Genomic DNA, 12708 nt, shown 5'->3' with positions numbered 1-12708 from the left:
GGCCCGGGCCATCCGATCCTGCGCATACGGGCGGGCGGGTGGGCCCCCGGGCCCGCCCCAGCCCAGGGGGTGCCGGGGGCGGAGGCCCCCGGGCTGAAAGACGCGGGGTGGTGTCTTCCCGGACCGCCGCCCCGTAACCGGCCCCGGCCGGAGGCCATTCGCGGCGGCCCCCGGCCGGGGCAGCCCCGCGTACGCGGAAAGCGGGGGCGGGACCCTGCGTACCCAGAACCGCCCCCGGCAAGACGAAGCCGCCCCGCACCCAGGAAAGGGACCCCATGCTCGACCACCTGATCAAGGGCGCCACCCTCGTGGACGGCACAGGCGCCCCCGCCCGGCCCGCCGACGTCGGCATAAGGGGCGGCCGGATCGCCGTCATCGCGGACCCCGGCACCGTGGAGGAGGCCGCCGCGAGCACCGAGGACGCCACCGGGCTCGTACTCGCCCCCGGGTTCGTCGATCCGCACACCCACTACGACGCCCAGCTCTTCTGGGACCCGTACGCCACGCCGTCGATGAACCACGGCGTCACCACCGTCGCCGGCGGCAACTGCGGATTCACCCTCGCCCCGCTCAACCCCGACCGCCCCGAGGACGCCGACTACACCCGCCGCATGATGTCCAAGGTGGAGGGGATGTCCCTCAAAGCCCTTGAGGAAGGCGTCAGTTGGGGCTGGTACAGCTTCGGTGACTACCTCTCGTCCCTCGACGGGCGCATCGCCGTCAACGCCGGATTCATGGTCGGCCACTGCGCCCTGCGCCGCCACGTCATGGGCCCGGACGCCGTCGGCGGGCAGCCCACCCCCGAGCAGCTCGACGCGATGCTCGCCCTGCTCCATGACGCCATGGACGCCGGGGCCTGGGGGCTCTCCACCACCCAGTCCTCCACCCACTCCGACGGCGACGGAAAGCCCGTTGCCTCCCGGCACGCCCTGCCCGCCGAACTGCTCGCGCTCAGCAGGGCAGTTGGGGAGCACGAGGGCACGCAGCTGGAAGCGATCGTCGCCGGGTGCCTCGACCAGTTCGCGGACGACGAGATCGACCTGCTCGTCGAGATGAGCGCCACCGCGGGGCGTCCGCTCAACTGGAACGTCCTCACCATCGACGCCGCCGTACCCGAACGCGTACCCCGCCAGCTCGTACCGAGTGAGCGCGCCCGCAAGGCCGGTGGCCGGATCGTCGCGCTGACCATGCCGATCCTCACGCCCATGAACATGTCGCTCGGCACCTTCTGCGCCCTCAACCTCATCCCCGGCTGGGGCGAGATCCTCGCCCTGCCCGTCCCCGAGCGCATCGAGCGGCTGCGCGACGCGGACGTACGGGCCGAGATGCTGCGCCGCGCCGACAGCAAGGAGGCCGGGATCTTCCGCCGCCTCGCCAACTTCGGGCGGTACGTCATCGGCGACACCTACAGCCCCGAGAACGAGGGCCTTTCGGGGCGGGTCGTCGGCGACATCGCCGCCGAGCGCGGGCTCGACCCGTTCCACTGCCTCGTCGAGATCTGCGCCAACGACCGGCTGCGTACCGTGCTCTGGCCCATGCCGACCGACAACGACCCCGCCACCTGGGCGCTGCGCCGCGAGACGTGGGAGCACGAGGACGTCCTGCTCGGCGGGTCCGACGCCGGGGCGCACCTCGACCGGATGTGCGGCGCCCCGTACACCACGCGCTTCCTCGGGGACTGCCTGCGCGGCCGCAAGCTCGTCCCCCTTGAGCGAGCCGTGAAGATGCTCACCGACGATCCTGCCCGGCTGTTCGGACTCCGCGAGCGCGGCCGGATCGAGGAGGGCTTCCATGCCGACCTCGTCCTCTTCGACCCCGAACGGATCGAGGCCGGCCCCGCCACCCTCGTACACGACCTGCCCGGCGACAGCCCCCGGCTCGACTCCAAGGCGATCGGCATCGTCTCGGTCCGGGTCAACGGCATCGAGACCCTCCGCGACGACCGGGTGACGGGGGCCGTGCCCGGCACGGTGCTCCGTTCCGGCCGCGACACCAGGACGGTGAGCACCAAGTGAGTCAATCTCAACCGCCTCAACTGCCAGACCATGAACGGAAGTTGTTCATCGGTGGCGAGTGGGTCGAGCCCGACGGCGGGCACTATCCCGTGCTCGACCCCGCCACCGAGGAGGTCGTCGGGCTCGCGCCCGAGGCCAGCCGCGAGCAGGTGTACCGGGCGGCCGCCGCCGCGCGTGAGGCCTTCGCCTCCTGGTCGCGTACGCGCCCCGAGGAGCGGGCCGCGATCCTCGACCGGGCGGCCGACCTCATGCAGCGCGACTTCGCCCCGAACGCGGAGCTCGCCCGCGCCGAGACCGGCGCCACCACCGCCACCGCGCGCGGCATGCAGGTAGGGGTGGGGGTCTCCCGGTTCCGCCGGTACGCGAAGGGTGCCCTGGAGCCGGTGGAGGAAGCCCTCGTACCGCAGATCAACGAAGCGGGCCCCATGGGCAGGGCCGGGGTCTTCGGCGCGCTCGCCGTGCGGCAGCCGGTCGGCGTCGTCACGTGCGTCACCTCGTACAACAACCCCTGGGCCAACCCGGCCGGCAAGGTCGCACCCGCGCTCGCCATGGGCAACACGGTCGTGGTGAAGCCCGCCCCGCAGGACCCGCTGTCGGTGTTCAAGATGGCCGAGGCGCTGGCGGAGGCGGGGGTGCCGCGCGGGGTGGTGAACGTCGTCACCGGGTCCGCGCCGGCCGTCGGCGAGGCGGCGGTCGACTCACCGGACGTGGACATGGTCAGCTTCACCGGCTCCACCGCCGTCGGACAGCGCATCGCCGAGGTGTGCGGCCGCGACATGAAGCGGCAGCTGATGGAGCTGGGCGGCAAGGGCGCGGCGCTCGTCTTCGACGACGCCGACCTCGACTCGGCGGTCATGGGCATCGGCACGACCTTCGCCTTCTACAGCGGCCAGATCTGCACCGCGCCCACCCGCGTCCTGGTGCAGCGCGCGGTCCACGACCAGCTGATCGAGAAGCTCAAGGGGTACGCGGGCTTCCTGAAGGTCGGCGATCCGACGGCGCCGGACACGGTGGTCGGCCCGGTGATCTCGGCCGCCCACCGGGACCGCATCGAGTCGTACGTGGAGCTGGGCAGGAAGGAGGGGGCGACGGTCGTGGCAGGAGGCGAACGCCCGGCGCGCGACCGGGGGTTCTATGTCGCGCCCACCCTCCTCGCGGACTGTACCAACGACATGCGGGTGGCCCGGGAGGAGATCTTCGGCCCGGTCGTCGTGGTCATCCCCTTCGACGAGGAGGAGGAGGGCATCGCGCTGGCCAACGACAGCGAGTACGGCCTGCTCGACTACGTCTGGTCCGGGGACGTGGCCCGCGCCTTCCGCGTCGCACGGCGGCTGCGCGCGGGCGGGGTCGGCGTGAACACGATCGGCCGCAACATGGAGGCGCCGTTCGGCGGCTTCAAGAAGAGCGGGGTGGGCCGGGACGTCGGATCGTACGCCCTGCACGCGTACAGCGAGCTCCAGTCGATCGTCTGGCCGGGCTAGTCGGCTACTTCTTGCTCGGCTACTTCTTGCCCGGCTACTTCGGGGACAGCTCGGCCATCTTGTTCCAGCCCTGGCCGGGCACCTCGACGTTGATGATCTCGGGGGTGGCGGCGATGGCGCCGGCCATCGACTCCATGCCCGCGCGGAAGTGGTCGGAGTCGACGTGCGCCGCCCCCGCGGCCGCGTCGGCGAAGCCTTCGAGGAGGGTGTACTGGGTGGGGTCGTCCACGCTGCGGGACCAGTCGTAGAACAGGTTGCCCGGCTCGGCACGGGTGCCACGGGTGAAGTCGTCGACGATGGCGAGCCAGTTGTCGGCGTGCTCGGGACGGACGGTGAACCTGACGGCGATGAAGATCATGCCTCTACGGTGCGGTGCGGGCGGGGCCGGTGCAAGCGGGGATGCGGCCGATTCCGGCTCCCTCGGAATCCGGGCCGGACCCTGTCGCAGCCGGGCCGCTCAGGCCCCCGGCACCAGCTCGGCAGCCGCCCGGGCCACGGCGCCCCGGATCGCCCGGCGCCGCGTACGGAACTCGGCGGTGGCGAGCGACACCGACACGGCGTGCACGCTCCCGTCCGCGCGCGGCCCCGGCAGGGCCACGGCGAGACAGGTGTACGCCGGATCGGCCTCCCCCATGGACACGGCGAACCCTTGCCCGCGGACCCGGGTGAGCTCCGCCTCGAACCGCTCGGCGGCGGTGATCGTACGGTCGGTGAACCTGGCCATGCCGTGCTCGTCGAGGTAGCGCCGGCGCACCGGCCGGGGGAGCCCGGCGAGCAGCGCCTTGCCGTGCGCGGTGGCGTGGGCGCGGACCTCGGGGCCGGGGGTGAAGGGGTTGGCGGTGTCGGTGACGGGGGCGGTGCTGTCGACCACGGTGATCAGCCCGCCGCGGTAGGCCGTGTAGTACGCCTCGGCCGCGGTCGCCCGGCGCAGCCGCCCGAGCAGCTCACCGACGCCGGGGTCGAGCCGCAGATGCCGCTGGAAGGCCCGGTGCAGAACGGGCACGCGCGGCCCGGGAACGTACCCCTGGGAGGTCCGCGTGAGATGCCCGCGCGCGGTGAGCGCCCCGAGCAGGTGATAGACGGTCGACAACGAACAGCCGACCCCCCGCGCGAGCTCCTTGGCCCCCACCGGCCGGGGCGCATCGGCCACGGCATCGAGAATCGCGAGCGCACGGTCGACGGACTGGGGGGTGCTGCTGGTCATGGGGCGAGGGTACGGGCCCCGGTCACTCCCGGGGGAATTCTTCCGTGGAGAAGACGAGGCCGACGACCGTGTCCGTCAGGTCGAGCTCGTCGCCGAAGGTCACCCGGAGCTCGCTGACGTAGTCACCCTTCTTGGGCTGGGTGTAGACGTGGCACCTGCCCTGGTACGGGTCGGCGATCAGGTAGACGGGGATCTCGGCCTTCGCGTACGCGATCCGCTTGGGAAGGTAGTCGTTGTGGCCGGTTCCCTTCGAGATGACCTCGGCTACGAACTCGACGTCATTGTGGACGAAGCGCCGCGCGCCGTGTTCGACAGACGCCTCGGACACGAGGGTGATGTCGGAGCAGAAGCCGTTGAGGTGCCCGGGATAGTCGATCCGGACGTCGGAGAGGATCCGCTTCCGGGGGAACTTTGTCCGTAGTTGTTCGAAGATGTCCGCGATGATGTCCCAGTGGATGCTCCGCTGCGGCGTCATGAAGATGTCCCCCTCGACAATGTCGATCCGGTAACCGTCGGGGGCGGTCTTCTCCAGCCACTCGAACAGCGTGTCGAGCGTGTGCTCGCTGTCCCTGTGCTCGGCCATCTCGATCCTGTCGTCCGTGATCCGGTCGTCGACAACGGTCATCGTGGCGCTCCTCCCCGGCCGTCTCTCGAACGAACACGGCCGCGCAGTACAACGATAAGCACGGACGCGGGGTCACGTCCGGTTACCGGGCATCCAAGAACACCGGATTAGTGAACGCCGCCAGCGGCCCCGGCAGCCCCGGGACGACCGGGGCGTGGCGGACCTCGGCCCGGATGTACGTCGCGTACTGCGGGGTCGTCTGCCACTGCGCCGTGCCCGTGCCCGAGGCGGGGAGCTGGGTCGTGTACAGGGTGCCCTGGTCCGTCACGAAGGCCACCGAGCAGCCCGGCGCGCCCGTCACCTCCAGGTGGGCCGTCACCGGCTCGTCGGCGGCGGCCCGCAGGCGTTCGCCGATGCCCGCGTGCTGGCCGTGGCCGCCGGCGACGGAGAAGGACAGCGACACCGCCACCGACTCCGCCACGTACGAGTGGCCCGCCTTCAGGCCTGCCTGGATCGCCTCCCGGGTCAGGTCGTCGGCCAGGACCACCGTCTGGGGGCCGCCGATGCGGTCCGGGTCGCGGTGGGCGTCGCTGTTGCCCATCGCGGGGGTCCATGGTTTGCCCGAACGGGCGGACACCGTAAGGGAGTTGTCCCACTCCTGGAGGGTCACCTCGTCGTCCGGGGTGTACGGGCCGTTCCACACCTCCACCGCGTCCGCCTCGCCGAAGCCGAACTTCCAGCCGCAGCCGACGCACGTGGCGTGCGGGTGGGCCGGGACCACGATGCCGCCCGCCGTGCGGACCGCGCGCGCGAAGTGGCCGAAACGGTTGTCCCGGGCCCGGTAGCGCCAGTCGATGAACGTGCCCGGGTCGGTTCCGAGCGCCACCACGTGGCCGTTGCGGGTCGTGATCTCCTCGCCCGTCATGATCAGCAGGTCGTCGCCCCACAGGCCCTGCCACGCCCGGTGCGCCGAATTCGTGTTGTGCTCCGAGGTGTTGATGAAGTCGAGGCCCGCCGCCCGGGCAAGCGCCGCGATCTGGGCCGGGGTGCGGCCGCCGTCCGAGTACACCGAGTGCATGTGGCAGTCGCCCCGGTACCAGGCCCGGCCCCGCCCCTTCGCCCGCGTCGGCGGGTAGACCGGCGCCGGCGTCGTGCCGGGCGCGCCGTACTTCAGCGTGACCGTCACCGTGTACGGCAGGCCCTGCGGCGCCACCGTGTACGGGCCCAGCGCGACGTGCCAGGTCCCCGCGCGCACCGGGCCGCGCAGATAGCCGGGGGTCGCGTCGTCCGCGCGGATGAAGAACTCCGTACGCGCCCCGCCCGACCAGCCCCGGAACCCCGCACCGCCGAGCCCCGTACCCCGCTCGTCGAAGACGCCGATGTCGAGCGCGTTGCCCTGCGTGCCGGCCGGCTCCGACGGCTTCTCGTACGTGTACGAGACCGCCAACTCCCTTACCCCGTGCGGCACTTCGACCGGCAGGTACACGAAGTCGGGCGAGCCGGGCGGCAGCGTGCCGCGCACCACCCTGGTCTCGTCGGGGCGCCCGCCCGCGCCGCCGCCGGGTGCCGCGTTCGCGAAGCTCACGGTTCCCAAGGTAAGCGCGGTCGCCGCGCCCGTCACGATGAGACCGCGTCTGCCGATGGATCCGGATCCGTTCTCGGTCATGAGCTCAGCTCCAAATGAGTCGAGAGAGTCGGGAGGGTCGGGGGAGTCAGGACAGTCGGGAGAAGGGGCGAGATATTTCCCCGGGAGCGATGCCCCCTCCCGGGGTGCCCGTCCACTCTCGTACCCCCGCGTGAACGCGGGGAGTCGGGGAGTTGAGGGGTTGAGGGCCTGTGGCCGATTCCGGCAAGGCCTGGGCGCCGGCTCCTGGCGTCCCTTGCGGCTGCGCCCCGCTGGAGATAGGAAGTGATCCCCACCGCAGACCGACCGGAAGGTATGCCGATGCGCATCGCCGTCACCATCTTCCTGACCGACCAGACGATCACCCCCGTACGCCTCGCCCGCGAGCTGGAGGAGCGCGGGTTCTCCGGGCTCTACCTGCCCGAACACACCCACATCCCCGTGGAGCGGGTCACCCCCTACCCGGTGGGCGGGGAGCTGCCGCCGGAGTACGGGCGCACCCTCGACCCGTTCGTCGCGCTCGGCCAGGCCTCGGCGGTGGCCGAGAACCTCGACCTCGGCACCGGGATCACGCTGGTCGCCCAGCGCGACCCGATCGACCTCGCCAAGCAGATCGCCACCCTCGACCACCTCTCCGGCGGCCGCTTCACCCTCGGGCTCGGCTACGGCTGGAACAAGGAGGAGGCCGCCGACCACGGCGTCGAGTGGGCCACCCGGCGCGAACTCGTCCGCGACCGGATGGCTCTGATGCGTGCCCTGTGGGCCGACCAACCCACCTCATATGAGGGCGAGTTCGGGTCCGTGAAGGCTTCGTACGCCTTCCCCAAGCCCGTCCGCAACGGCGCTCCCCGCACCCTCATCGGCGGGGCCGCCGGGCCGAAGCTGTTCGCGGCCATCGCCGAGTACGCCGACGGCTGGCTGCCCATCGGCGGGCGCGGCCTCACCGAGTCGCTGCCCGTGCTCCGCCGGGCGTGGGAGGACGCCGGGCGCGAGGCGCGGGACCTCCAGATCGTCCCGTACGCCGTGCTCCCGGCCCCCGGCAAGCTCGCCCACTACGCGGAGCTCGGCATCGAGGAGGTCGTCCTCCAGCTGCCGCCCGCCGACGAGACCGGGGTGCTCAAGGTTCTGGACGAGTACGCCTCGTATCTGTAAACGGGAAGTGGGGGCGGCCTCGTGGGCCGCCCCCGGTGCGCTCGGCTCAGTTCAGCGGGATGTCCAGATACGACGGGTCCTCGTCGGGCGAGGTGATCGTGATCGTGCCGGGGGTCTTGGCGGGCTCGCCGTAGAACGGGTCGACCGAGTCCACGACGAGCATCAGGCGGTGGCCGGCCCGCACGTCGTACCCGGTGACCTGGAGCGCGATGTCGACGGTGGCCGGCGTCTTCGGGACGCCGCCGAGCAGCGTGTACGGCGCGTGCGTGATGATGCGGGCGATCCCGAGCGCGTTGACGTCGAAGAGGTACGCCACGAACGTCGTGTCCGGCTCGCTCGGCGCCACCGTCAGCCGCAGCCGTGGCACGCCGCGCAGTTGGTGGCGGGAGGGCAGGGGGGCGCTCGTCCACACCCCGGCCGCGTTCCGGTCGATCTTCCCCGTCCGGTACGCCTTGGGGAGCCCGGCCAGTTCGGCGTAGCCGGTGAGCAGGATCTGGTCGGCGACGGTGGCCGGGGTGTCGGTGCCGGTGGTGAACGTGGTGTGCCAGCCGTTGGTGGGCTTGTCCAGGAGCCCGCCGTCCTTGGCGCCCTCGGACGGGCCGGCCAGATAGAACCGCTCGGGGGTGCCGGTCGCCGCGTGCCAGGTGGCGCGGGATTCCAGCGCCCGGCCCCACATGATCTCGCTGACGACCTGGTCCTCGGCGCCGGACTCGGAGTCGAACGCGGCGGCCGCGGCCTCGTCCCCGTTCACTTCGAGCAGGTGGCGGTCGAACCAGCGGTGCGCCTCCTGCCAGATCCGGTTGGGCAGCCCCAGCATGCCGGTCATCTCGGGGCCCGAGTGGTCGCCGATCGACCAGAGCAGCCGCTTGGGGCCGCTCAGGGCGTTGAACATCTTCAGCGTCTGGTTGCCCGGGAACAGTGTCTCGTGCCAGGCCTGTGCGAACAGCACCGGCACCGGGCGCTCATTCAGCTTGTCGACGCGGTGGTAGGGCGAGCGTTCGGCCGCCCACTTCAGCGTCTCCTCGACGTTCTCGTTGGCCAGCACGTCGTCGAAGGCCTTCTGGGTGCGCGCGCTGAGCCGGGCCGTGGCGGCGGCGCCGAGCAGCGTCCGCACTGAGGCCACGTGCCGGGTGTTGTTCTCGTAGAACGCCTCGCCCAGGTCGCCCCAGGTGCTGAGCGCGACCACGGCGTGCACGCGGGGGTCCTCGGCGGCGACCAGCTGGCTGATGCCGGAGCCGTACGAGTCGCCGAGGAAGCCGACCTTGCCGATCGAACTCGGGCCGCCCGCCTGGGAGATGAGGTGGTCAAGGGCCTTGATGCCGTCCGCGATGTCCTTCTCGCCGGCCACCTCGACCTGGCCGCCGGACTCGCCGAAGCCGCGCGTCGTGTAGGCCAGTACGTGGTAGCCGCGGCGGGCGAAGCGCATCGCCTGCACGGTGTAGACGGTCCAGCCCTGCTTGGCCCACGGCGAGGGCATCACGATCAGCGGGTGCGACCCCTCGCCGTTGTGCAGCCATAACGCGGCGTCGAGCTCGACGCCCTCCTCGACGGGCACTTTCACGCCGTCCAGGAAGGTCGCCGCCTCCCGCGTCTCGGCCACCTCGGCCGCCCGCGCGGGGGCGAGCTTGGAGGTGTCGCCGGTGCGCAGCGCCTGCACGACCTGTACGAGTGCGCCTTCGTCCAGCTCCGGGTAGAGGCTCACCACGGCGGCCGGTTGCGTTCCCTTTGAACCCTTTGAAGTCACGTCGGTCCCATCCCAGTTCGTCGAACTTGTACGGAACGTGCACGGGTGTCACCGCTCGGGCCCGGAGCGACCCCCAGTATCGACTCGGACGCGCTGTGTAGCGATGTGCTTTCGCGCAGAACGGCCGGAAATGTACGGCGGCTTGATCCCATGGGGCTGGTGACGATGCCCACGGTCCCCGGGCGAGCGCACGCTCGTATGCTCGGTGGATGACTTCCAGCACGCAGCCCCCGCAGGCAGAAGGACCGGGCCCTGCCTCACCGCAGTCCGCCGCACCGACCGCCAACTCGATGCGGCGCGCGCTGAAACGCGCCAGGGACGGCGTCGCGCTCGACGTCGCCGAGGCGGCCGTGCTGCTCCAGGCCCGCGGCGCCGACCTCGACGACCTCACCGCCTCGGCCGCCCGGGTCCGCGACGCGGGCCTGGAGGCGGCGGGCCGGCCGGGGATCATCACGTACTCGAAGAGCGTGTTCATCCCGCTCACCCGGCTCTGCCGGGACAAGTGCCACTACTGCACCTTCGTCACCGTGCCGGGCAAGCTGCGCCGGGCCGGGCACGGCATGTTCATGTCCCCCGACGAGGTGCTCGACATCGCGCGCAAGGGTGCCGAACTCGGCTGCAAGGAAGCCCTGATCACGCTGGGCGACAAGCCCGAGGACCGCTGGCCCGAGGCCCGCGAGTGGCTCGACGCGCACGGCTACGACGACACGATCGCGTACGTGCGCGCCATGGCGATCCGCATCCTGGAGGAGACGGGCCTGCTCCCGCACCTCAACCCGGGCGTCCTTTCGTGGACGGACTTCCAGCGCCTGAAGCCGGTCGCACCCTCCATGGGCATGATGCTGGAGACGACCGCGACCCGGCTGTGGTCCGAGCCGGGCGGCCCGCACTACGGCTCCCCGGACAAGGAACCGGCCGTGCGGCTGCGGGTGTTGGAGGACGCGGGGCGCTCGTCGGTGCCGTTCACCAGCGGGCTGCTGATAGGGATCGGCGAGACGTACGAGGAGCGCGCGGATTCGCTGTTCGCGCTGCGCCGCGTGTCGCGCTCGTACCACGGCATCCAGGAACTGATCATCCAGAACTTCCGCGCCAAGCCGGACACGGCGATGCGCGGCATGCCGGACGCCGAGCTCGACGACCTGGTGGCGACGGTCGCGGTCGCCCGGCACATCATGGGCCCGGCCGCCTGTCTTCAGGCGCCGCCGAACCTGGTGGCGGGGGAGTACGAGCGGCTGATCGGCGCGGGGATCGACGACTGGGGCGGGGTGTCCCCGGTCACCATCGACCACGTGAATCCCGAGCGTCCGTGGCCCCAGATCGACGAACTGGCGGATCGCTCGAAGGAAGCCGGCTTCTCCCTCCGCGAGCGCCTGTGCATCTACCCGGAGTTCGTGCAGCGCGGCGAGCCGTGGCTCGACCCCCGGCTGCTGCCGCACGTACGCGCGCTCGCGGACCCGGAGACGGGCCTTGCGAACGAGACGGCCGAGGTGCGCGGCCTGCCGTGGCAGGAGCCCGACGAGGGCTTCGCGGCGTCCGGCCGCACGGACCTCCACCGCACCATCGACACCGAGGGCCGCACCGGCGACCGCCGCGAGGACTTCGACTCCGTGTACGGCGACTGGGGGGCCCTGCGCGAGGCGGCGGCCCCGGGCATGGTGCCGTCCCGCATCGACGCGGACGTACGCCAGGCCCTTTCGGTGGCCGCCGACGACCCGACGAAGCTGACCGACGCGGAGGCGCTGGCGCTGCTGCACGCGGACGGCGAGGCACTGGACGCGCTGTGCCGGGTGGCGGACGACGTCCGCAAATCCATGGTGGGCGACGACGTGACGTACATCGTCACCCGCAACATCAACTTCACCAACGTCTGCTACACCGGCTGCCGCTTCTGCGCCTTCGCGCAGCGCCGCACGGACGCCGACGCGTACACGCTGTCCCTGTCCCAGGTCGCGGACCGGGCCGAACAGGCCTGGGACGTGGGGGCGGTCGAGGTCTGCATGCAGGGCGGCATCCACCCCGACCTGCCGGGCACGGCCTACTTCGACATCGCGAAGGCGGTGAAGGAGCGCGTCCCCGGGATGCACGTCCACGCGTTCTCCCCCATGGAGGTCGTGAACGGGGCGACCCGCACCGGCATGTCGATCCGCGAGTGGCTGACCGAGGCGAAGGCGGCGGGCCTGGACTCGATCCCGGGCACGGCGGCGGAGATCCTGGACGACGAGGTCCGCTGGATCCTGACGAAGGGCAAACTGCCGACGGCGACGTGGATCGAGGTCGTAACGACCGCCCACGAGCTCGGCATCAGGTCGTCGTCGACCATGATGTACGGGCACGTGGACCAGCCCCGCCACTGGCTGGGCCACTTCCGCACGCTGGCCCGCATCCAGCAACAGACGGGCGGCTTCACGGAGTTCGTGACGCTCCCGTTCATCCACACGAACGCCCCGGTGTACCTGGCGGGCATCGCCCGCCCGGGCCCGACGACCCGCGACAACCGGGCGGTGACGGCGATGGCCCGTCTCCTCCTGCACCCCCACATCCCCAACATCCAGACCAGCTGGGTGAAGCTGGGCCAGGAGGGCGCGGCGGAGATGTTGCGCTCGGGCGCGAACGACCTGGGCGGCACCCTGATGGAGGAGACCATCTCCCGCATGGCGGGCTCCAGTTACGGCTCGTACCGCTCGATCAAGGACCTGGTGGCCATCGCGGACGCGGCGAACCGCCCGTCCCGCCCACGCACGACGCTGTACGGGGAGGTGCCTCAGGAGCGGGTGAGGGCGGCCCATGCTTCGGACGGGCATCTGCCGGAGTTGTTGCCTGTGGTTGGGGACTGAGGGGGCTTTAGGGAGTGAGGTGGCGGTGCGATCGGTCGGGTCGGACCAGTCGGAGTCGGCCGGGGTGTTCTGCGCCCGCCCCCTGTTCG

9 protein-coding genes are annotated in these 12708 nt (G+C 71.6%); 4 read left to right on the top strand and 5 right to left on the bottom strand.

What is annotated here, in order from left to right; genetic code table 11:
• Positions 1–275: 275 nt before the first annotated feature.
• Entirely contained in the window at positions 276–2015 is a 1740-nt protein-coding gene (locus ADK54_RS21625; protein ID WP_053727318.1) for an N-acyl-D-amino-acid deacylase family protein, read from the top strand.
• A gap of 41 nt (positions 2016–2056) precedes the next feature.
• The gene (locus ADK54_RS21620; RefSeq protein WP_420717348.1) at positions 2057–3496 is read left to right on the top strand and encodes an aldehyde dehydrogenase family protein; all 1440 of its coding nucleotides are present in this window, start codon (positions 2057–2059) and stop codon (positions 3494–3496) included.
• Between the two features lie 34 nt (positions 3497–3530).
• Here the strand turns inward: ADK54_RS21620 and ADK54_RS21615 are convergent, their stop codons facing one another.
• The 4 genes from ADK54_RS21615 to ADK54_RS21600 form a co-directional block, all read right to left on the bottom strand.
• Positions 3531–3854: a putative quinol monooxygenase gene (locus tag ADK54_RS21615; RefSeq protein WP_053727317.1), complete on the bottom strand. Its 324-nt coding sequence runs from the start codon at positions 3852–3854 to the stop codon at positions 3531–3533.
• A gap of 99 nt (positions 3855–3953) precedes the next feature.
• Positions 3954–4700: an IclR family transcriptional regulator gene (locus ADK54_RS21610; protein ID WP_053727316.1), complete on the bottom strand. Its 747-nt coding sequence runs from the start codon at positions 4698–4700 to the stop codon at positions 3954–3956.
• Positions 4701–4722: 22 nt separating this feature from the next.
• On the bottom strand, positions 4723–5325 hold the full coding sequence (locus tag ADK54_RS21605; protein WP_053727315.1) for a Uma2 family endonuclease: 603 nt from the start codon (positions 5323–5325) through the stop codon (positions 4723–4725).
• A gap of 82 nt (positions 5326–5407) precedes the next feature.
• The gene (locus ADK54_RS21600; RefSeq protein WP_053727314.1) at positions 5408–6931 is read right to left on the bottom strand and encodes a CehA/McbA family metallohydrolase; all 1524 of its coding nucleotides are present in this window, start codon (positions 6929–6931) and stop codon (positions 5408–5410) included.
• Between the two features lie 279 nt (positions 6932–7210).
• Here ADK54_RS21600 and ADK54_RS21595 point away from each other — a divergent pair, with 279 nt between their 5' ends.
• On the top strand, positions 7211–8041 hold the full coding sequence (locus tag ADK54_RS21595) for a TIGR03619 family F420-dependent LLM class oxidoreductase (RefSeq protein WP_053727324.1): 831 nt from the start codon (positions 7211–7213) through the stop codon (positions 8039–8041).
• A gap of 46 nt (positions 8042–8087) precedes the next feature.
• Here the strand turns inward: ADK54_RS21595 and ADK54_RS21590 are convergent, their stop codons facing one another.
• Positions 8088–9746: a CocE/NonD family hydrolase gene (locus ADK54_RS21590; protein ID WP_234392155.1), complete on the bottom strand. Its 1659-nt coding sequence runs from the start codon at positions 9744–9746 to the stop codon at positions 8088–8090.
• Positions 9747–9994: 248 nt separating this feature from the next.
• Here ADK54_RS21590 and ADK54_RS21585 point away from each other — a divergent pair, with 248 nt between their 5' ends.
• Complete coding sequence (locus ADK54_RS21585; protein ID WP_078966521.1) at positions 9995–12619, top strand: bifunctional FO biosynthesis protein CofGH; 2625 nt, start codon at positions 9995–9997, stop codon at positions 12617–12619.
• The last annotated feature ends 89 nt before the right edge of the window (positions 12620–12708 follow it).

Origin of the sequence: Streptomyces sp. WM6378, from assembly GCF_001279695.1 — a bacterium.
Lineage (GTDB): Bacteria > Actinomycetota > Actinomycetes > Streptomycetales > Streptomycetaceae > Streptomyces.
Note: the sequence above shows the minus strand (reverse complement) of the source record. Positions and strands in the feature narration are given on the sequence as shown.

Bases quoted from the DNA above. Each gene is read 5' to 3' on its own strand.
- ADK54_RS21615 (WP_053727317.1), bottom strand. From the start codon at position 3,854: ATGATCTTCATCGCCGTCAGGTTCACCGTCCGTCCCGAGCACGCCGAC.
- ADK54_RS21610 (WP_053727316.1), bottom strand. From the start codon at position 4,700: ATGACCAGCAGCACCCCCCAGTCCGTCGACCGTGCGCTCGCGATTCTC.
- ADK54_RS21595 (WP_053727324.1), top strand. From the start codon at position 7,211: ATGCGCATCGCCGTCACCATCTTCCTGACCGACCAGACGATCACCCCC.
- ADK54_RS21600 (WP_053727314.1), bottom strand. From the start codon at position 6,931: ATGACCGAGAACGGATCCGGATCCATCGGCAGACGCGGTCTCATCGTG.
- ADK54_RS21605 (WP_053727315.1), bottom strand. From the start codon at position 5,325: ATGACCGTTGTCGACGACCGGATCACGGACGACAGGATCGAGATGGCC.
- ADK54_RS21625 (WP_053727318.1), top strand. From the start codon at position 276: ATGCTCGACCACCTGATCAAGGGCGCCACCCTCGTGGACGGCACAGGC.
- ADK54_RS21585 (WP_078966521.1), top strand. From the start codon at position 9,995: ATGACTTCCAGCACGCAGCCCCCGCAGGCAGAAGGACCGGGCCCTGCC.